An 18,891-nucleotide genomic window follows, 5' to 3' on the forward strand; every position below is an offset into this window, starting at 1 on the left:
ACCGTCCCGCGCGATCAGCGTTCGTGCGTCCGGCTCGGACTGTAGGTGCACCCTGAGCCGGTGGCACTGGAACCGCACCAGCGGCACTTGTTGTTGCCACTGCCATGTCGGTGCGTTTTGGTCGGGCTGTAGGTACAACCCCGCCCATGGCTGCTCGATCCACAGAACTCGCACTTCTTTTCGTCGCCATTGTGTTCGTGACGCTTGTGCGGACTGTAGGTGCAACCACTGCCATAGCTGCGCGAACCGCAGAATCGGCATTGACTCATCTTCTTGTCTCCTCTTGGAAAATCGGCCTTGTCAGGCCCGGATCAACCCACCAGGCGATCGCTGCGATGTCTCGCTGCGATCCCGGTGCAGGCAAACGCATCACCAAGTCCAACCTCCCTCAGAACCGCTCCGCCCAAGCCTCCCAGAACCCCGGCTCGTCATGGTGCGCATTGCGCATGGCCGCTTCGAGCGACACCGCCCAGAACTTCATGCCGGGCAGGCGCAACGTTCCATCGGGATGCTCGAAGAAGGCGGCCAGCGCCTGGTAGGCCGGGTCGGCGAGATCGAAGGGCACGTCGAGATAGAGCGTGCCGCCATAGCTGCGCATGGCCGTTTCGCTGGCGATCTCGCCGCACTCGCACCAGCCGACGCCGTTGGCGTCCAGCCAGTCGATGACCTGGGCACGCGTGGGGTTGGCCCGCCAGTTGCCCGGCCGGCGCCAGTCGGCGTCGTCGTCGAAGAAGGAGAGATAGAGGACGTCACGCTGCTTGCGGCGGGCGATGGCGTCGATGTGTTCGATCAGTTGGGGCATGGTGTTCTCCTGCTGGCGCTCTGGCGTGGTGTGCTTGTCATGCGCGGAAGCTCTCCACCTGGATCACCCGCCCCGACGTCACCATCACGATCAGCCCCCGCCGCGCCCCGCTCATGGCCAGGTACTGCCGCACCTGCGCGCGGTAGTGCTCGACGGTCTGCGGCGCGGGATCGACGTCGCTCTTCCAGTCGATGACCACCTGCGGGCGGCCGTCGTCGCCGAAGGCGATGGCGTCGGCGATGCCGGCGGTGGCTTCTTCCTGGTCGTCCCAGGCGGTGGCCGCGTACAGCGCGTACTCGGGCACCAGTGCGGGCCGCAGCGCGGCGATCTCGGGCAGGGCCAGGGTGCGGGCGACGCTGGCGGCGATCTCCACGGCCGCCGGACCCCGGGCGGGGTCGGCGCACGGCGGCAGGCCCAGCATGCCGATCAGCTCGGCGGCGCGCGCGGCGAGCGTGTCGGGGGCGTCGGCGGTTTCGCCGTTCAGCACTTCTTCGAGCAGCTTGTGGATCAGCAGGCCGCGCTCGCGGCCGCCCTGCACCTTGGGCCCTTGCACCTCGTCCGGCCCCGTCGCCTGCGCGCAATCGGACGCGGCGGCGGGCGGCGCGTCGTCGAGGCTGCTGGCGATGCGCTCCGTGTCGACCGGGCGCAGCAGCGGCGTGCCGGCGCCTTCGTCGCGGCTGGGCGCCACCCAGGCGAGCCGGCGCCGGCCGGCGGCGATGGTTGCGGCCTGCTGCGCGAAGACCTCAAGCGTCTGCGCGCTGGCGGTTTCGGCGGCGCCGAGGCCGCCAGCGCCGGGGTCGGCAGGCAGGTGGGACAGGTCGAGCGCGGGCAGTGCCTGCAGCGGGAACTGCGGCAGCGCGATCCACGCGTTGCTGCGCGGCGGCGGCACGTCCAGGCGCGGCAGCACCAGCAGTTCGCGCGCGCGGGTGGCGGCCACGTACCAGAGGCGCAGGCGCTCGCGCTGCAGCTCGTCCTGCTCGGCCTGGCGCGCGGCCTCCAGGCCGACCGGGTCGGTGCCGAAGACGGGGCAGAAGAGATGGCCGGTATGGCGCTCCACCACGGTGCTGTCGGCCGCCTTCACCTGGGTCATGGTGTTGATCGGCACCACCACCGGCCATTCGAGGCCCTTGGCGGCGTGCATGGTGTAGAGCGCCACCGCCTCTTCCTGCGCGTCGGGGCGGCCTTCCGGGGCGCGCGCTTCGTCGCTCCAGGCGGCGGTCATGGCCTGGGCCAGCGCGCGCAGGCCGCGCACCGCGTAGGCGCGGCAGAGATTGAGGTAGAGGTCGACGTTGGCCAGCGCGCGCTCGGCCTGGCCGCGGTGGCGCTGCTGCAGCAGCGGGCGCACGCGCAGCGCCTCGACCGCCTGCGCGATCAGCGCGTGCGGGGTGGTGGCGTTGGCGCGGCGGCGCAGCGCCTGCAGGGTCTCGACGATGTGGCGTGCGAGCGGATGGACGATGGCCTGCGCCTCGAGGTGGAGGGTGAGCGCGGCCAGCTTGCCGGCGGCGATCTCCTCGTCGGTGCGCGGCAGCGCCCACACGATATCGAGCAGCTCTTCCTCGCTCAGGCCGACCAGCGGCCCGCGCAGCAGCGCGCCCAGCGCGAGCGTGTCGCGCGGGTCGGCCAGCACGCGCGTGACGGCGATCAGGTCCTGGATCTCCTGGCGCCGGTACAGGCCCTTGCCGGCCTGCGTGGCGACCGGCACGCCGCGCCGCTCCAGCGCTTCTTCGTAGCGCCACAGTTCGCTGCCGGTGGGGGCCAGCAGGGCGATGTCGCCGGGGCGGCAGGGGCGGGCCTGGCCGCTGCGGCGGTCGACGACGGGCTCGCTGCCGATCAGGCGGGCGCACAGCTCGGCCACGGCTTCGGCCTCGGCATCGCGCTGCTGCTCGGCGCTGGCGGCGCCGTCCTCGTCGGCGGCCGCCACGTCCAGCGCGGCCACGCAGGGCCGCTCGCCGGCATCGGCATGGAAGGGCTGCAGGGCGGTGAAGCCGGGCTGGCCCTGCGCCTCCGACAGCAGGTCGGCGAAGCGCGCGTTGACCCAGTCGAGGATGGTGGCGCGCGAGCGGAAGTTGGTGGCGATGGCGAGCACGCTGTCGCCGTCCTGGCGCGCGAAGGCGGTGCGCGCCTCCACGTAGGCGGCCACGTCGGCGCCGCGGAAGCGGTAGATGGCCTGCTTGGGATCGCCCACCAGGAACAGCGCGCCCGGGCGGATGCGGTAGCCGCGCCAGTCCGCGTCGCCTTCGCCACCTTCGCTGCCATCTGCGCCATCGCCACCGGCGTCGGGCTCGCCGCACAGGCGCCAGAAGATCTCCGACTGCAGCGGGTCGGTGTCCTGGAACTCGTCGACCAGCACGTGGGTGAAGCGCCCGGCCAGCGCGCGGCGCACCGGCTCGTGGTCGCGCAGCAGGTCGCGCGCGGCGTGGATCAGGTCATCGAAGTCGAGCAGGCCGGCCTGGCGCTTGTAGTCGCGGAACTGGTCGGCGACCGGGCGCAGGGCCTCGACCAGGCCGGCCAGCACCCACGAGGCGGTGTGCTGCTGCAGCGCCAGCCAGGCATCGCGGCAGGCGGCATAGCAGGCGGTGGCACGCTGGGCCATGGCCTCGCCGTCGGCGGCACGCAGGCCGGCGGCGCGCGCGGCGGCGCTCCACTTGCCCTTTTTCTTGTAGGCGGCAAAGCCGCCGCTGGCCGTCAGCAGCACGGCGGCGGGCCGCGTGAGCACCAGCGCGGCCAGTTGCTGGGCGGCGTGCTCGTTGCCGTGTCCTTCCCAGCGCGCGGGAATGGCCTGCGCCATCCCGGCAAACCCCGCGACGATGGCGGCGGTCTCGGCTTCGTCCACCGTTGCGCACTCGGCCAGCAAGGCCTGGAAGTCCTGCACCGCGGCGCGGAAGGCCGCCAGCCGCGGCGCCAGTGCCTCGGGCGCGCGCACGCCGGCCTGGCGATGCTGGCGCAGCAGGTCCAGCACCTTGCCGGCCAGCGCCACGGTGGCCGCCGGCTCGCGCCAGGCCAGCTGGGCGAGCAGGCTGCCGCCATGCGGGTCGGCCGCTCCCGCTGCGCCGGCATCGGCGAGGGCCGCGCGCAGCCAGGCGTCGGCCAGTTCGCGGTAGACCAGGTCGGCCTGGTCGCGGTCCATCAGCGTGGCGCCGGGGTCGATGCCGGCCTCCACCGGATAGGGCCGGATCAGGCGCTGGCAGAAGCCGTGGATGGTGGAGCACGTCATCTCGTCGATGGCGTGGCTGGCGGCCTGCAGGTGTTCGAGCTGGCGGGCATCCGGACCGGCGGGCAGCGCGGCGCGCATCTCGGCCGGCACGTGGCCCGAGGCCAGCGCGGCGACGAACTCGCGCACGCGGATCAGCAATTCGCTGGCCGCCAGCTCGGTGAAGGTCACCGCGGCGATGTGCGCGGGCGCGATGCCCCGCGCCAGCAGCAGCGCGATGCGGCCGGCCATCACGGCAGTCTTGCCGGAGCCCGCGCCGGCTTCCACCAGCAGGGAGCGCTCATGCGCGGCGATGGCGGTGCGGCGGGCGGCTTGGTCGAGGAGGACAGGCGTGGCGGTGGTCATCATGCGGCTTCCCAGATGCGGGCGGCGTCGCCCAGGCGTGCGGTGGCGGCGGCGAGCTTGCGCCGCAGGTAGCCGGCCTTGGCATTGGCCGGCAGGGCGAAGCCCAGGTCGTCGTAGTCGCTGCCGCTGTCGATGCCGATCACGGTGGCACCGCCCAGCAGCGCGTCGCGCGCGGCCTGCAGGCTGGCCACCACGGTATCCAGCGTGCCCTGCGGATCGTCCAGCACCAGCTCGACGCCGTCGCGCGGGTAGAGCAGCGCGGCGCTGATCTCGACGCCGTCGCCCAGCAGGGCCTGCACGGCGAAGGCGTACAGGCAGCGCTGCAGTTCCTTGCCGCCGTTGAGCACGAAGGGCTTCTCCTTGCCCTCGCTGCCGGTGTCCGGGACGGCGCCGGTCTTGTAGTCGAGCACCAGCGCGCGGCGGCCGTCGCCGGAGATATCGAGGCGGTCGATATAGCCGCGGATGCGCAGGCCGGTGCCGGGGATCTCGACGCTGGCCTGGTGGTCCCAGGGCACGGCGCTGCCGGTCTTGGGCGCCATGCCGCCGAACGGGACTTCACCGAAGGCGCGCGCGGCGGGCAGCCGCCCCTGGCTGGCGGCCAGCGCGGTGGTGCTGATGGCGCGCACGTCTTCCAGGGTGCGGCGCCAGATCAGCGCCGGCGGCACGGCCTCGCCGGCCTCCCATTGCCGCGCGGCCTCGGCCGCGGCCGCTTGCACGGCGGCGGCGATGCGCTGCGGGCTGGCGGCAGCCAGCCCCCCTTCCTCCGTTCCCTGCGTTCCCTGTGCCTCCAGCGCCTGCAGGGCCAGGTCCAGTGTCAGGTGGACCAGGTTGCCCAGGCTGGGCGGATCGAGCGTGAGCCGCTCCGTGCCGTCTTCCGGCGCGCGCCAGCCCAGACCGTACTGCCACAGGTAGCCGAGCGGATTGCGCAGCAGGCGGCTGAGCGAACTGGCCGACTGCGGGCGCGCCAGCACGGCGGCCAGCGCGGGATGGCCGGCGCGCACCAGGCCGTCGTGCGGCGTGAGCTCGGCGAGCTGCCAGTCGAGCCAGCAGCGCTGCGCGGCCTCGGCCTGCGGCAGCCGCGCGAATTCGTCGGGGCGGGCCAGCAGGCGGTCGCCCTCGCTGCAGGCCTGTGCCGGTGCCGCGTTGCGGCGCAGATAGGTTTCGTCGGGCTGGCCGTGCAGCAGCGGGCTGCGGCCCAGCAGGCGCCCCTCGCCGTCGCGGCGTGCGCGCGACAGCACCACCTCGCTCTCGGTGGTGGCGAGGATGATGCCGAAGTCGCGCCGGTCGGCGGCGGCGACGGGCAGCGGATCGAGCTCGGCCGCCGGCACGATGTGATCGGACAGCAGGCGGTCTTCCGCGCGGCCGCGCGGCCAGTGCGAGGAGTTGAGGCCGAGCAGCCGCACGAAGCGGCGCGGCGCCGACGCCAGCGCGCTGGCGGGCATCCAGGCGGCGCACACGCAGGCCTCCAGGCCGTCGTCCTGCTTGAGCCCGGCCAGCGTGACGTCGAGCGCTGCCGCCGGGCCGGCCAGCAGGGCGCGGCGCCAGATGGCGAGCGCGCGCCCGCCGAGCAGCGCCTCGCCGGCCTCGGCCGCGCCGTCATGGCCGCGCGACAGCAGCGCCACCACGGCGCGCAGCGTGGCGCCGAGTGCCTTGGCCTCCGGCCACTCGCTGGCGCCGGTGGCGTCGGTGCCGTCGGTGGTGCCGGTGGCGCCGAGGCGGTCCAGCAGCCGCGTCCAGGCGGCGGCGCTGCTGAGCGGCGCGTCGGCCGGCAGCGCCCGCGCCCAGTTCTCGGGCAGGCGGCCCAGCAGGCCCGCGCCGCCGGCGCACAGGGTGGCGAGGCGGCGCAGGCGCGCCTGGCTCAGGCCGCGCAGCAGGACGTCGGCCAGCGCGGCGGCGGCCTGGCCGTCGCGGCTGGCGGCAACCGTCACGCCATGCACGAAGTGCAGGTCTAGCCCGCTGTCGGCGCGCAGCGCGAGGAAGTGGTCGTCATAGTCGGCCGGGGTCACCGCGGCGATGGCGATCTCCTCCGGGCGCGCCTGCCCGGAGGCCAGCAGCGCGCGCGCCCAGCGCATTGCTTCGATGGCCTCGTGCTGCGCGGTGGCGGCACTGACCACGCTGCGCGCCGGCGTGCAGGGCGCGCTGCGCTCGACCGCCACCGCACTGCCGTCCAGCCAGTCCGGCAGCGGACGCGGACCGGCCAGCCAGCGCAGCGGCAGCACGGCGGCCAGCGCCAGCAGCAGCGGGCGCCAGCAGGGCGGCAGGTCGGCCAGGCCATCCACGTCGACGCGGCCGAGCAGCGCCGGGGCGTGCGCCAGGCGTGCCTGGGCGGCGGCGGCCAGCGCGGGCGGGTGGAGCATGCCCGGCGGCAGTTGGGCCAGCACGGCGCGCTCCAGGGCAGCCATGGCCTGCAACCGCGCGTGTTCGCCGGCGCGCGCCTGCAGGTCGATGCCGGCGCGCCAGGCCTTGCGCAGCGTGTCGGCGGCGGCGCCCACCATGCCGGGCAGGTCCTTGATGGCGTCGAGTTCGCCGAGCGGCGTGCCGGGCAGCACGGCCTGGATGGCGGCGCGCAGGGTGTCGTCGTCCAGCGGCGCGATGAAGCCGCCGGCCAGGCGCGCGGCGAGCTGTTCGATATCGACGATCTGCACGCCCTGTGCGCGCGTCCGCGCGGCGCGCAGGCGCTGCCCGCGCAGGGCGAGGCGCCCTTGCGTGACGATGGTATGCCGTGGTCTGGTGTTCACAAGCTGTCCTCCTGGCCGGCCCCGCGCGATGGCGTGGCCGGCATGTTCCGCGTTGGCTGCGTTGGCTGCGTTGGCTGCGTCTTCTGTACCGGCGGCATGGACCGGCGCTCCGGCAGCGTCACCGGCATGCGCCCGCTGGTGTCCTCGGTAGTGCCCTCGGTAGTGCCCTCGGTCGTGCCTGGCGGTACCTGTCCGCCCTCTCCCGCCTGCCCTGCATTCTGCGCGGATATCTGCGCACGCCTTGCGCAGATGCCGCGCCACACTGGCCTCATCCAATCCGAGGGAGAGCCAATCCGTCTATGTCGCGCATCGATGCCCATCTCACCGTACACAACGTCCAACCGCAAGCCGTCGCGCAGCGCATCCTGCTGCGCCGCTGGGGCTTCTCCGAGGCCGAGGCCGCCGGCCTGCTGCCGGACCTGGACTCGCTCGACGGCCGGCTGCAATGGGGCGTCGAGGAGCGCGCGGCGCGCCGGCCCGATATCGTCATCCACCTGGTGGATGCCACACGCCTGAGCGGCGTGTTCGGCGGTGCGCGCTGGAACGCGATGGGCCCGGTGGACGCCATGCGCAAGGCGCGCCAGCGCCGCACTGTCGAGATCGCCCTGGTGCTGGGCTCGACCCAGCACCTGCCGCTCGACCGGGTCGGCTGCTGGGTGCTGGCGGGCGAGCGCAGCCTGGCCACGGCGCTGAACATCCTGGCGCGCACGGCGATCGAGCCGATGCTGTCGGCCGAGCCCGGCCTGCCCGTGGGCCTGGAGGAACTGGCCGCCACCAATGCCTTGTGCGTGCTGACGCGGGAACAGGGCACCGACCGCGACGCGCTGGCCAAGCGCACCATGGAGGTGCTGTGGACCGCCTGCGAGCGCGCCTACGCCGCGCCGCGCCGCGTGCTGGTGGCCGCGCAGACGCATGTGGTGGACCTGGTCGAGACCTTCCGCCCGCAGATGCGGGAACGCCTGCGCCTGCATCGGCGCCAGACCGGTTCGCTCGACCTGTCGGCCGAGTTCACCGTGGTCTATCCCTGGCCCGCCACCCCGCTGGCACCGTTCTGAGCAGGGTGGCCGCGCGCGCTTCACGGCTGCGCCGGCAGGTCGTCGTAGTAGCGGCAGGCCTGCCGCAGGCCCTGCGCGATTTCCGCGCGCAGCTCGGCCGGGGCCAGCACCTCGACCCGCGCGGCGCGCTCCATCAGCAGGTTGCGCAGTTCCACCGAGGGGATCACGGTCGCGCTCAGGCGGAAGCCGCCGGCCTCTTCCTCGATGCACTGGTCGTCGGACAGACGCTGCTCGCGGAAGCGGTCGCGCAGGCCCACGTCCTCGCGCACGCGCAGCGCGATGCGGATCGGCTCCTGCGGAAAGAAGGAGAAGAACTGGTTGTGGCGCACGTAGGCGTCCAGGTCGAAGGCGGGATCGGGCTCGCCGGGCACATCCGTGCAGGTGGCGTCGACGAAACGGTCCAGGCGCAGCTGGTAGCGGCGGAAGGCGCCGGTGCTGCTGCTGCGCCGGCTCGCCACCACGTAGAGCACCGGGCCGCGTTCGACCAGCGCCAGCGGCACCACCTCGTACGAAGCCGGCGCCGCGGTCTCCAGCCGCGAGTTGCGGTAGGACACCGACAGCACCTTGGTCGCGTACAGGGCGCGGCGGATCTCGTTCAGGATCCCGCTCTCGACGGGCGGCGAGACGAAGGGATAGCCGGCATCGATGCGCACCGTCTTGGTGGCCCAGGCGCGCGCGTCGACCAGGGTGGGATCGACCGGGCTCTCCTGCAGCACCTTCTCGGCGCCGGTGAAGTACTCGGTGAGCAGGCCGGTCACGTGGCTGGGCAGGTGATTGGGCGCGTGGCGCTGCAGAGTCAGCAGCGCGATCGCCAGTTCGAGCGGCGGGCGCCGCGCCACACCGTTCGCGGCGCGCGGCTTGCCGGTCTTCCACCACTTGCGGGCACGTGCCTCGCCGGATTTGCCGACATAGCCCTCCAGCTCCAGTTGCTCCAGCGCGCGGCGGATGGTGTCGCGGCTGGGCGGCTGGCGCGGATGCAGCTGCTGGACGCGGTCGATCAGCTCGCCCGAGGCGATCGGTTGCTCGGCCGCGGAGGGCATGCGCGCGAGGATGTCGTTCTCGAGCTCGGGCCAGAGGGAAGAGGTGGCCATGGCAGGTCTTTGGCTAGGCCCTGGTACGGCGGGATGCCGGGCGGAATGCCGTGGGCTCGGCATTTAGTATCGGTGGCCGGGCGTGCGGCTTTAGGGGAATCGGCCCCCTCCTGATCGGGGGGGTGCATCGGACTATCGGCACGGCGACGATGCCGCGGCAGTGTGCGAGCGAGACACGCCCGGCAGGGCGCCCTCCACCGCATCCGAGCGCTCCCTGAACGCACGACAGCCCCTGCCAAGCCATGAGACGATAGTCGCGCCCCATCCGCCCCGCCGACCATGCCCCCACCCACCCACCTCCCCGTCCTCCCCACCCCCGACACCCTGCTCCAGCCGGTCGCCCGCGCCTACCCCGACGGCCACGAGATGCCCGAGCACTGGCATGAGGCGCCGCAGCTGATCCATGCGGTGAGCGGCGTGATGGAGCTGCGCTGCGCAGACGGCTTCTGGGTGATCTCGCCGCAGCAGGCCTTGTGGATGCCGGCCGGCGTGCCGCACCGCTTGCGCGCGCGGGGTGCGGTGGCGTTGCGCACGGTGTACGTGGCGCCGGCCTTGTGCGCGGCGCGCATGCCGGCGCAGCCGCGCAGCCTGGTGGTGGCGCCGCTGCTGCGCGAGCTGGTGCTGCAGGCGCGGCCGGTGACGCGGGCGACGCCGGCGGATGGGCGCGAGGCGCACCTGATGCAGTTGCTGCTGGACGAGCTGGCGCTGGCGCCGGCGATCCCGCTGCAGCTTGCCATGCCCAGAGACGGCCGCCTGCAGAAGATCTGCCTGGGCCTGCTGCACGATCCGGGCGACGAGCGTGGCCTGGAGGCGTGGGGGCGGCTGGTGGGGGCGTCGACGCGCACCTTGTCGCGCTTGTTCCAGGCGGAGTTCGGTACCAGCTTCGCCTTGTGGCGGCAGCAGGCGCGGGTGTTCGCCGCCATGCCGCGCCTGCGCGAGGGCGAGGCGGTGGCGCGCGTGGCGGCGGACCTGGGCTATGGCTCGGCGGGGGCGTTCGCCACGGCCTTCCGGCGGCTGACCGGGTACTCGCCGCGCGAGCTGCGGCGCCAGGCTGGCTGATCCGCGCAAGTTCGTGGCGCGCCGGCGGCAGACGGGGCGGGCGCGGCGGCCTATGCTGCGGGGTATCGCTTCGCCGCGTGGGCCGGCCTCTTCGGCACGGGCCCGCCGCGCGGCGGCATCCCTTCGCTACCCACGCAAGCAGGAGCCGACATGGCAGGACCCACCCGTGAATCGCACCGCATCCCGGCCAACGGCATCGAGCTGGATGGCTGGCTTTACCTCCCGGCGCTGCCGGCCGCAGCGACCGCAGCAGCATCGACTACATCCGCGGCAGCGGCCCCGCTGATCGTCATGAGCCACGGCTTCGCGGCGGTCAAGGAGCTGTATCTCGACCGCTTCGCCGCGGCCTTCGCCGAGGCTGGCTTCGCGGTGGTGCTGTACGACCACCGCAACTTCGGCCGCAGCGGCGGCGCGCTGCGCGGCGAAATCGATCCGCGTCAGCAGGTGGACGACCTGCGCGACGTCATCAGCTGGGCCATGGCGCTGCCGCAGGTGGATCCGGCGCGCGTGGGCGTGTGGGGCTCCAGCTACAGCGGCGGCCACGCCATCTCCGTGGGCGCGCACGACCGCCGCGTGCGCTGCGTGGTGGCACAGGTGCCGACCATCAGCGGCTACCAGAGCCTGCTGCGCCGCGCCGGGCCGCAGCTCCACGCGGTGCGCGCGGCCTTCGCGCAGGACCGCGCGGCGCGCTACCGCGGCGAGCCGCCGCGCTACCGGCGCGTGATCGACCAGGACGGCGAGGCGGGCATCTACGGCAGCGATGACGCGCAGGCCTTCTACAGCGCGGCCTGGACGCTGGCCGATGGCTGGGACAACCGCGTCACGCTGCGCTCCAGCGAGCTGGCCAGCGAGTACGAGCCGGGCGCGTGGATCGACCGCGTCAGCCCGACCCCGCTGCTGATGGTGGTGGCCGGGCACGACACGGTGACCCCGACCGACCTGGCGCTGGCGGCCTACGAACGGGCGCTGGAGCCGAAGCGGCTGTGCCTGCTGCCGGGCGGGCACTTCGATCCCTACACCACGCATGCCGGGCGCGCCATCGCGGCGGCGCGGGACTGGTTCGTGCAGCACCTGGGCTGAGCGGCGCCGGCGCAGGGCGGCGGAGGGCGGCGCGGCCCCGCCAGCCTGAACCGCCGCGCGAATAAATCCCGTCCTGCCGGCGTCATACAGGTGCCGGCACGGACAGCAACGCCGCCATGGCGATGCCGCCGTCGGTGCCGGCCACCTCCACCCGCGAGGAGCGCACCATGCCCGACCCCCACTTCCCCCCGGCCCCCGGCACCCACCTCGTCACGCTGCGCTGCGGCTATTGCCACCACGGCATCTACGTGGGAGACGGCAAGGTCGTGCATTACGCGGGATTCGGCGGCGCGCTGCAGCGCGGACCGGTGGAGGAAGTGGCCCTGGCCGGCTTCACCGCCGGCCAGCCCGTGTGGATCGACGCCGATCCCCGGCCCGGCTACCCGGGCCCGGAGGTGGTGCGGCGTGCGCGTTCCCGGCTCGACGAGAACGACTACCGGCTCCTGAGCAACAACTGCGAGCACTTCTGCACCTGGTGCCTGTCCGGCGAAAGCCGCAGCGAGCAGGTGCGGGACTGGCACTGCCATCCGCGCGCGGCGCTCTGCCGGGCGGTGCGGCTGGTCCAGGCGTATCGCGAGGCCTATCGCGAGGCCTATCGCGGCAAGCGGCCACCGGCAGGCGCCGGCGTGCGGCTGCTGCCCGCCCGCGCCGCCACCAGGCAGCCGGGCCTTCACGCGGCCACGGGGGAGGCCTTCCTCAACCAGACTGAGACCGTCGGAGTGCCATCATGAAGCCCGCTTCCCTGACCCGATCCACCCATGCGCCGCGCCCCCGCCGCGCGGGACTGTGGCTGGCGCTGTGCGCCCTGCCGCTGCTGTTCGCCTGCGCGGATCCCGCCTGGCGCACGGTGGCGCCCGGCGCCGGCAGCGACGCGCTGCAGGCCAGGCTCGGACCGCCGCGCGAAACCTATCGCCTGCCCGACGGCTCCCAGCGCTGGCTCTACCCCGGGCCGAGCCAGACCAAGTGGTCCGCCAGCCTCGACCCCTCCGGGCACGTGATCCGCGTGCATCCGATGCTGAGCGGCGCGGAGGCCGGCGAAGCCAAGGTCGGCGAGTGGACCATGCAGGACGTGCTGGCCCACTACGGCAAGCCGGTCGACACCAGCCGCTTCCCGCGCATGCGGCGCCAAGTATGGAGCTACCGCTTTGCCGAGGACAACGTGTCGTACGCGACCATGCATTTCTACTTCGATCCGCAGGGCGTGCTGCGGCTCACCCAGGTGGTGCCGGACTACCTGCTTGAGTCGTAGTCCATCGTGCGGGGCGCCGCAAGCGGCGCCCCGCACGCGCCGGTGCCGGCTGTGGCGGCCGCTGCGGGAATAGCGCGCGGCCGCGCCCGGTAAGACAGGTATGAGGGACAGGAGAATGCCGTGGCCCCGACCGACGAGTCCCGCCGCTTCGAGCAGGTGGCGTTGCCGCACCTGGATGCCGCCTACAACCTGGCGCGCTGGCTGAGCGGCAGCGCCAGCGAGGCGGACGATATCGTGCAGGAAGCCTGCCTGCGCGCCTTCCGCTTCTTCGACAGCTTCCGCGGCGACAACGCGCGCGCCTGGCTGCTCGCCATCGTGCGCAATACCTGGTTTACCGAATGGCGGCGGCGCAGCGATGCCGCCGACGGCACGCCTTACGACGACACCCTGCACGGCGACACGCGCCTGCCGGGCTGGGTCGACGGCATCGGCAGCGATCCCGAGGTCCTGGTGATGCGCCGGGAAGCTAGCCGCCTGGTGCACCACGCGCTCGAACAACTGCCGGTGGAGTACCGCGAGGTCCTGGTGCTGCGCGAATTGGAAGACCTCAGCTACAGGGATATCGCCGGCATCGCCGGCATTCCGCTCGGCACCGTGATGTCGCGGCTGTCGCGCGGCCGCCACCTGCTCTGCGCCGCGCTGCGTGCCGCGCAGGCGGACGGCGCCGCGCTGGCGCGCGCGCCGGCATCCGGCCATCCGATGGGAGCAAATCATGAGCCATGACCCCACCGGCCGCCCGCTGCCTGCGCAGCAGCATGAGCGGCTGAACCAACCACTGCACGGACTGCTGCATGAACTGTTGCGCGACGACTCGCTCTATCATCGCGCGCCGCCGGATTTGCGCGCGCGCGTGATGGCGCGGCTGGCCGGCGATGCCCGCCGGGACGACCTGCCACATCAGGCAGATCAGGCGGATCCGGCACGCCAGCCGCGCCGCACACGCTGGCTGCGCTGGCTGCGCTGGCTGCGCTGGCCGCAATGGCAACGCCCGCAATGGCAGCCATCACGGCCATTGCAGCAATGGCCGCGCGGGACACCATGGCTGCGTCCGGCCATCGGCCCCGCGCTGCCCTGGGCAGGCGGCGGCCTGGCCGGGCTTGCCGCCTCCGCGCTGCTGTTCGCCCTGCTCGCGCCGGTGCCGGCGCGGCACGACGAACGGCTCGGCCAGGAGATCGTGGCGAGCCATGTGCGCGCGCTGCTGTCCCAGCATGCGGTCGACGTGGTGTCGACGGACCAGCATACCGTGAAGCCATGGTTCAACGGCCGCCTCGACTATGCGCCGCCCGTGGTCGACCTGGCGACCCGCGGCTTCCCGCTGACAGGGGGTCGCATGGACTACGTGGCGCATCGCCGTGTCGCGGTGCTGGTCTATCGCGACCAGCGGCACCCGATCGACCTCTATGTCCTGCCCGCCGCCGAGGGCGCCTGCACGCCCGCCAACCGCTCGGCGGACGGCTACGCGATGGTGCGCTGGTGCGCGGCCGGCATGGACTTCTGGGCCATCAGCGACGCCGAGCCGGCGCACGTGCGCGCGTTCGCGCAGGCCTTGCGCGACGCCGTCGGCGATCCGAGGGAATAAGTCCGCCGCCGGCCCGGTCCTACGGATGCATGGCCCACCCGCCGCCGCGCGCTGCGACACCCGCGGCAACCGGCGCGGCCGCCATGCCCCGGCGCGATGCCCGCGACAAGGTCGAGGCAGCGCACCGCGGAAGTCATCACCACTCACCTGGAGCGCATCATGAAAATCCTGATCCCGATCGCCATCGCCGCCCTGGCGGCCATCGCCGCCGATGCCAATGCCGCCGGCCTGCACGACGGCACGCGCGCCGCCGACAACCGCGCCGGCATCACCTATCGCACCGGCGCGCGCGATCCCTACACCGATGGCGCGAAGGCCGGCAAGTTCGATGTCTATGCCGACAGCGCCAGGACCAATGATCCGCGCGACCCGTACACCGACGGGGCGCATGACTGAACTGCCGGCGGTGCATCGATTGCACCCGGAAAAAAAGCCAGCCCTGCGGGGCTGGCTTTGCTTCATGCACATGACGCCCTGTGCGGTGCACGGCTTCGAGCCCCGCATCCTCATGGCCATCGCATCGAAAGGCAGATGCGGCCACAAGACCGGCGAGTCGATGTTGGACGACCCGGCTTGCTCATCGACAGCGGGCACCATGTCTACGAAACGGACATCGGGCCGCTGCTGACGCCGGAGAGGGCCCGCTTTCGACGACGCGCTGGCATAGCGCGCCATTTCGGGGATGGGCGGGAACGGTATCCGGAGACGCGCTCTGGACTCAGGCCGCAAGCTTGTCCGCCGCCGCCTGCAATCCACCAAGGATGGTGTCGGCCAGTGCCGAAGGGAACCCCGCTGGCAACAGGCTGCGCACGCGGGTGACTACCGCAGGCGTGCTTGCTGCGAGACCGTTGACCACGGACTCCGCGTCGCCGCCCTCCGGCGTGACGATGGCGTGGCGGCGCCCCAGTTCCAGCCAGTGCCGCCGCCGGATGTCCCGTACTCGCCAATGTGCGTTGCTGGAACGGACCGCCATCGCCAGGCGGACCTTGTGCGGCGAGAGTTTCCCTGGTCCTTCGCCAAGCAGTGGATAGGCCGACATCACATCGTATAGGGGTGTCAGCTGGTAGGCGCCACCAGGACGCAACGCCAAGCTGAAATTCTTGGCATGTCCGTCGGGGGCGCACAGCATCCAGAACAGAACCTGTGCCTGGAAAAAGCGCAGGCGATCCGCCTCACGATGCATCGAGCCATCGAGCAGACGCATGATGCGGTCGATCCCCGGGCCACCATCGGCTTCGTGCTTCCGATATGGCGGCGTGGCGGTGGCCTGGCACATGTCCTCCTGAGGCAGGCGGATGAGCCAGGGCTTGCTTCCCTTCGACCACATGCGATCGAAGCGTTCGACACAGAGCACCTTCTGGTTCTCGAACATGAGCGGCCGGCAAGCGGCCACGGGCATGCCATAGGCCGCGAGGATCTGTGCGCACAGCCATTCATTCTCGACCGATTCGCCCAGGTCCAGTTGCATATTGCCGACCAGTCCCATGGGGAGCTTGAAGATATGACTGGTGGGCGTGGAGCCTCTGGGGCGCAACCATTGACCGTCCGCCCACAGGAAAGCAGTCTTCTCCTGGGCGCCGGCGATCGATATGCGGAACTCACCATCATCGGCCTCGGCTGGCGGCTGCTGCATGACCGCTCCGCGCAATGCCCTCGCCATCTGCGCTTCGTTCAGTGGTTCCCCATCGATCGTGGCGACGCCTGTCGGCGCCATGCCGTCCGGCAGCAATTGCAGTGCGCCCACACAGTCGCGCCCGACTTGTGCCAACAGATCGAAGGCATCGGTCGTTTCCGTGCGGAAACGCCGTGCAATGCGATCGCGTATCTCCCGACTGTCGGGCAGCAGGTTTTCGAAGTAGGCGCGCACGGCGTCACCCCGATGCGCGGCGTTGCCCGGCGTGAACGGCAGCGACAAGGACAGCGGACGCCCTTCGGGCGCCGAAAGCCAGGCCTCCGCATATTGCAGTACGTCCCCGTGTTGCGGCTGGAACTGCCAGTTGCCGACATAGACGCCGTTCATCCAGAGTCCGAGGCTGCGCGTGCGAGAGCGGCGCCCCATCGGCGTCACCACTGAGGAAGATCGGTTGGCGGGGGCGCGGCCTGCGCGGCAGCGTCCGCTTGCCGAAGCACGAGTTCGACACCCAATACCGACAGCAGCGTCAACAGGCGCCCGGCGCTGACGCTTTCCGCGTTGCGCTCCAGCCCCGACAATGTCTGCTGGCGTACGCCCAGACGGGCAGCCAGTTCGGCCTGGGTCAGGCCGGCTTGCTTGCGGAAGCCTCGGAGCATGGCTGGGAGTTGCTCGGGCGTGCGGACCGTGAATTCGCGCATACAGTCTATGGCCTGTATTTTTACTTTACAAAGCATAGGCTGTTTTTTCCTGATACACAATCCGGATTGTAGGCACCAAAGTACGGCCGATGGCAGCGTCGTGCTTCCACCTGCCGATTACCACGCAGGCACCAATGCGTCGGGACAGCTGGCAGGCGCGCCGCCCCGGCGCACCATGCCCGCCCGCGCTCAGATCGCCGACGGATGCCGCGCCAGCGGCGTGACCTGGATGGTCATGTAGGGGAACAGCGGCAGCGACGACAGCAGCGCGTGCAGCTCGTCGTTGCTCTCCACGTCGAAGATGCTGACGTTGGCGTAGCGGCCCACCACGCGCCACAGGTGCGGCCACTTGCCGGCCTGCTGGATCTCGATGGCGCGCGCCTTCTCGGCGGCCTTGATGGCGTCGGCCTGCTCGGCCGGCAGGGTGTCGGGAATCTTCACGTCCATCTGTACGTGGAACAGCATGGTGTCTCCTGGGTGGTTTCGATGGGGTCGATGGGGTCGGCGTTGTCGATGGCTGGCGTCTTCGTCGAGGCAGTCGTCGGGCTCGTGGATATCGGCAAGCCTGGCCGGCGCCCGCCGTGCTCAGGCCGTGTCGTCGCCGCCGACGGTTTCGGTGCGGAACGGCTTGAGCCGGCCGATGAAGGTCTTGCCGTGCTCGAACCATGCCTTGCGGACGTCCGAGGCCAGGTAGGTGGCATAGGCCGCTTCGTTCTCGAACCAGCATTCGCCGATGGCGTCCACGTGGCCGATGTCGAAGAACGGCACGTGCGTGTCGGTGGGCTGCTCGGCGACCAGGCGCACCTCGTAGCGGTGCAGGCCGGGAATGCCGTGCGACATGTCGTAGTGGCGCTGGCATTCGGCGCGGAAGGTGGCGTCGGACATGCCTTCAGGCTTCACCAGCAGGTACAGCATGCGGATCATCGTGTCTCCTCAGGGTGGAATCGGTGGGCCGGCACCTGGCAGCGCTGCGTGGCATCGCATAGCGTCGCCGTACCGACCGTCTCTTTCAGGTGTTCAAGTATGCGCCCGCGCGGCATCGGCGAGGGCCACCGCGGCCGGCTCGTCCTCCGCCGCGCCGATCGCTTCGATGGCGATGCCGCGCGTCTCGGGCAGCAGCAGGATGCCGAACACGGCGATGGCGTAGGCGACCAGGCAGAACGCGCCCATGGCATTGGCCAGCCCGATGTGGGTGGACAGCACGCCGACGCCGACCACCGAGCCCGCGCCGACCGACTTGCCGACGTTGTAGGCGAAGCCCATGCAGGTGGTGCGCACATGGGTGGGGAACAGCTCGCTGAGGAAGGGGCCGAGCGCGGCGAACATGCCGATGGCGGAGAAGCCGACCAGGAAGCCGAGCACGGCGGCCAGCACCGGGTTGAGCGGCAGCAGCATGTAGCTGGCGGTGACGATCCAGGCGCACACCGCCAGGCCGATCAGCGTGGGCCGGCGGCCGATGCGGTCGGCCAGGTCGGCGGCGACGGCGAAGCCGCAGAACGAGCCGAAGGCCATGATGAAGACGGTGACGATCATCGACGAGGCAGCCACCTGGCGCTGCGCCAGCAGCGAGGGCAGCCACACCAGGATGGCGTAGCAGCCGGCCTGCAGGCCGATCACCAGCACGCTGGCGAGGATCAGCGAGCGGGCGTACTGGCGGTTGAACACCGAGGCCAGCGAAGCGCGCGGCGCGCGGCTGCGGCGGGCGCGCTCGAACATGGCCGAGTCGCGGATATGGCGGCGGATGAAGAGCACGATCGACGCGGGGATCACGCCGAACCAGAAGGCCATGCGCCACGCCATGTCGTGCGGCAGCCAGGCCAGCAGCGCGGTGGCCACCACCACCGCCAGCGCCCAGCCCACGGCGAAGCCGGATTGCACGTAGCCCATGGCCTTGCCGCGGTGGCGGGGATCGATCACCTCGGCCATCAGCGCCGCGCCCACCGCCCACTCGCCGCCGAAGCCGAGCCCCTGCAGCGTGCGCGCCACCAGCAGCTGGTTGTAGGTCTGCGCGAAGCCGGCCAGCACACCGAAGAAGGTGAACCAGACGATGGCGAACACCAGGATGCGCGCGCGGCCGTAGCGGTCGGCGAGAATGCCGGCGCCCCAGCCGCCGATGGCGGTGACCACCAGCGCCACGGTGCCGAGCACGCCGACTTCCGCCTTGCCCAGCCCCCAGGCCGCGGTCAGCGCGGGCAGCAGGAAGCTGAACATCTGCATGTCGAAGGAATCGAGTGCCCAGCCGGAATAGCAGGCCCAGAAGGTCTTCTTCTGCTGCGGCGTGCCGGACTTGTACCAATCCATCATTGTCGTCTCCTGTCTGTCTTGTCTGTCTTGTAGCCGCTGCTGCGGCC

At 71.8% G+C, this 18,891-nt stretch carries 18 protein-coding genes; 9 read left to right on the forward strand and 9 right to left on the reverse strand.

Going from position 1 to position 18,891, the window contains the following annotated elements:
* Positions 1-388: 388 nt before the first annotated feature.
* The 3 genes from BKK79_RS10575 to BKK79_RS10585 are packed head-to-tail and all read right to left on the reverse strand — an operon-like array spanning position 389 to position 7,096.
* On the reverse strand, positions 389-802 hold the full coding sequence (locus tag BKK79_RS10575; protein WP_071037676.1) for a hypothetical protein: 414 nt from the start codon (positions 800-802) through the stop codon (positions 389-391).
* A gap of 37 nt (positions 803-839) precedes the next feature.
* The gene (locus tag BKK79_RS10580; protein WP_198173271.1) at positions 840-4,361 is read right to left on the reverse strand and encodes a UvrD-helicase domain-containing protein; all 3,522 of its coding nucleotides are present in this window, start codon (positions 4,359-4,361) and stop codon (positions 840-842) included.
* Positions 4,358-7,096 (reverse strand): PD-(D/E)XK nuclease family protein, encoded by a 2,739-nt coding sequence (locus BKK79_RS10585; protein WP_198173272.1) that lies wholly within the window; start codon positions 7,094-7,096, stop codon positions 4,358-4,360. Before BKK79_RS10585 ends, BKK79_RS10580 begins: the two co-directional genes overlap by 4 nt.
* A gap of 299 nt (positions 7,097-7,395) precedes the next feature.
* Here BKK79_RS10585 and BKK79_RS10590 point away from each other — a divergent pair, with 299 nt between their 5' ends.
* Positions 7,396-8,151, forward strand: a complete 756-nt coding sequence (locus tag BKK79_RS10590) for a hypothetical protein (RefSeq protein WP_071010580.1) — start codon at positions 7,396-7,398, stop codon at positions 8,149-8,151.
* Between the two features lie 20 nt (positions 8,152-8,171).
* Here BKK79_RS10590 and BKK79_RS10595 read toward each other — a convergent pair whose 3' ends face one another.
* Complete coding sequence (locus tag BKK79_RS10595) at positions 8,172-9,242, reverse strand: helix-turn-helix transcriptional regulator (protein ID WP_071010579.1); 1,071 nt, start codon at positions 9,240-9,242, stop codon at positions 8,172-8,174.
* Positions 9,243-9,521: 279 nt separating this feature from the next.
* Here BKK79_RS10595 and BKK79_RS10600 point away from each other — a divergent pair, with 279 nt between their 5' ends.
* From BKK79_RS10600 to BKK79_RS40290, 8 genes are all read left to right on the forward strand, one after another.
* Positions 9,522-10,301, forward strand: a complete 780-nt coding sequence (locus BKK79_RS10600) for an AraC family transcriptional regulator (protein WP_071010578.1) — start codon at positions 9,522-9,524, stop codon at positions 10,299-10,301.
* A 150-nt stretch (positions 10,302-10,451) separates the two neighbouring features.
* A complete protein-coding gene (locus tag BKK79_RS10605; RefSeq protein ID WP_071037677.1) occupies positions 10,452-11,381 on the forward strand; it encodes an alpha/beta hydrolase in 930 nt (309 codons plus the stop codon).
* 167 nt (positions 11,382-11,548) lie between these two features.
* Complete coding sequence (locus tag BKK79_RS42305; RefSeq protein ID WP_442873227.1) at positions 11,549-12,112, forward strand: lecithin retinol acyltransferase family protein; 564 nt, start codon at positions 11,549-11,551, stop codon at positions 12,110-12,112.
* Positions 12,109-12,630, forward strand: coding sequence for a dethiobiotin synthetase (locus BKK79_RS10615; protein ID WP_084084665.1), 522 nt, complete (start codon positions 12,109-12,111; stop codon positions 12,628-12,630). Before BKK79_RS42305 ends, BKK79_RS10615 begins: the two co-directional genes overlap by 4 nt.
* Positions 12,631-12,750: 120 nt before the next feature.
* Positions 12,751-13,353 (forward strand): RNA polymerase sigma factor, encoded by a 603-nt coding sequence (locus tag BKK79_RS10620; RefSeq protein WP_071037678.1) that lies wholly within the window; start codon positions 12,751-12,753, stop codon positions 13,351-13,353.
* On the forward strand, positions 13,343-14,209 hold the full coding sequence (locus tag BKK79_RS10625; protein WP_157128418.1) for an anti-sigma factor: 867 nt from the start codon (positions 13,343-13,345) through the stop codon (positions 14,207-14,209). Before BKK79_RS10620 ends, BKK79_RS10625 begins: the two co-directional genes overlap by 11 nt.
* 159 nt (positions 14,210-14,368) lie before the next feature.
* Positions 14,369-14,605: a hypothetical protein gene (locus BKK79_RS10630; RefSeq protein ID WP_071010575.1), complete on the forward strand. Its 237-nt coding sequence runs from the start codon at positions 14,369-14,371 to the stop codon at positions 14,603-14,605.
* Positions 14,598-14,837 carry a hypothetical protein gene (locus tag BKK79_RS40290; protein WP_157128419.1) on the forward strand — a complete coding sequence of 80 codons (240 nt, stop codon included), beginning with the start codon at positions 14,598-14,600 and terminating at the stop codon, positions 14,835-14,837. The genes BKK79_RS10630 and BKK79_RS40290 overlap by 8 nt, the downstream gene beginning before the upstream one ends.
* 90 nt (positions 14,838-14,927) lie before the next feature.
* On the opposite strand, the gene BKK79_RS10635 is transcribed toward BKK79_RS40290, so the two are convergent.
* The 5 genes from BKK79_RS10635 to BKK79_RS10655 form a co-directional block, all read right to left on the reverse strand.
* Complete coding sequence (locus tag BKK79_RS10635) at positions 14,928-16,268, reverse strand: type II toxin-antitoxin system HipA family toxin (protein ID WP_071037679.1); 1,341 nt, start codon at positions 16,266-16,268, stop codon at positions 14,928-14,930.
* 5 nt (positions 16,269-16,273) lie between these two features.
* Positions 16,274-16,540, reverse strand: coding sequence for a helix-turn-helix domain-containing protein (locus tag BKK79_RS10640; protein WP_071015926.1), 267 nt, complete (start codon positions 16,538-16,540; stop codon positions 16,274-16,276).
* A gap of 189 nt (positions 16,541-16,729) precedes the next feature.
* The gene (gene catC / locus BKK79_RS10645) at positions 16,730-17,005 is read right to left on the reverse strand and encodes a muconolactone Delta-isomerase (protein WP_071010573.1); all 276 of its coding nucleotides are present in this window, start codon (positions 17,003-17,005) and stop codon (positions 16,730-16,732) included.
* Positions 17,006-17,125: 120 nt separating this feature from the next.
* Positions 17,126-17,464: a 4-methylmuconolactone methylisomerase gene (locus tag BKK79_RS10650; protein ID WP_071010572.1), complete on the reverse strand. Its 339-nt coding sequence runs from the start codon at positions 17,462-17,464 to the stop codon at positions 17,126-17,128.
* Positions 17,465-17,557: 93 nt separating this feature from the next.
* A complete protein-coding gene (locus BKK79_RS10655; protein ID WP_071037680.1) occupies positions 17,558-18,844 on the reverse strand; it encodes an MFS transporter in 1,287 nt (428 codons plus the stop codon).
* Positions 18,845-18,891: the final 47 nt, after the last annotated feature.

Source organism: Cupriavidus sp. USMAA2-4 (assembly GCF_001854305.1).
Classification (GTDB): Bacteria; Pseudomonadota; Gammaproteobacteria; order Burkholderiales; family Burkholderiaceae; genus Cupriavidus; species Cupriavidus malaysiensis.

Bases quoted from the DNA above. Each gene is read 5' to 3' on its own strand.
- BKK79_RS10575 (WP_071037676.1), bottom strand. From the start codon at position 802: ATGCCCCAACTGATCGAACACATCGACGCCATCGCCCGCCGCAAGCAG.
- BKK79_RS10580 (WP_198173271.1), bottom strand. From the start codon at position 4,361: ATGATGACCACCGCCACGCCTGTCCTCCTCGACCAAGCCGCCCGCCGC.
- BKK79_RS10590 (WP_071010580.1), top strand. From the start codon at position 7,396: ATGTCGCGCATCGATGCCCATCTCACCGTACACAACGTCCAACCGCAA.
- BKK79_RS10595 (WP_071010579.1), bottom strand. From the start codon at position 9,242: ATGGCCACCTCTTCCCTCTGGCCCGAGCTCGAGAACGACATCCTCGCG.
- BKK79_RS10600 (WP_071010578.1), top strand. From the start codon at position 9,522: ATGCCCCCACCCACCCACCTCCCCGTCCTCCCCACCCCCGACACCCTG.
- BKK79_RS10605 (WP_071037677.1), top strand. From the start codon at position 10,452: ATGGCAGGACCCACCCGTGAATCGCACCGCATCCCGGCCAACGGCATC.
- BKK79_RS42305 (WP_442873227.1), top strand. From the start codon at position 11,549: ATGCCCGACCCCCACTTCCCCCCGGCCCCCGGCACCCACCTCGTCACG.
- BKK79_RS10615 (WP_084084665.1), top strand. From the start codon at position 12,109: ATGAAGCCCGCTTCCCTGACCCGATCCACCCATGCGCCGCGCCCCCGC.
- BKK79_RS10625 (WP_157128418.1), top strand. From the start codon at position 13,343: ATGAGCCATGACCCCACCGGCCGCCCGCTGCCTGCGCAGCAGCATGAG.
- BKK79_RS10630 (WP_071010575.1), top strand. From the start codon at position 14,369: ATGAAAATCCTGATCCCGATCGCCATCGCCGCCCTGGCGGCCATCGCC.
- BKK79_RS40290 (WP_157128419.1), top strand. From the start codon at position 14,598: ATGACTGAACTGCCGGCGGTGCATCGATTGCACCCGGAAAAAAAGCCA.
- BKK79_RS10635 (WP_071037679.1), bottom strand. From the start codon at position 16,268: ATGGGGCGCCGCTCTCGCACGCGCAGCCTCGGACTCTGGATGAACGGC.
- BKK79_RS10640 (WP_071015926.1), bottom strand. From the start codon at position 16,540: ATGCGCGAATTCACGGTCCGCACGCCCGAGCAACTCCCAGCCATGCTC.
- catC (WP_071010573.1), bottom strand. From the start codon at position 17,005: ATGCTGTTCCACGTACAGATGGACGTGAAGATTCCCGACACCCTGCCG.
- BKK79_RS10650 (WP_071010572.1), bottom strand. From the start codon at position 17,464: ATGATCCGCATGCTGTACCTGCTGGTGAAGCCTGAAGGCATGTCCGAC.
- BKK79_RS10655 (WP_071037680.1), bottom strand. From the start codon at position 18,844: ATGATGGATTGGTACAAGTCCGGCACGCCGCAGCAGAAGAAGACCTTC.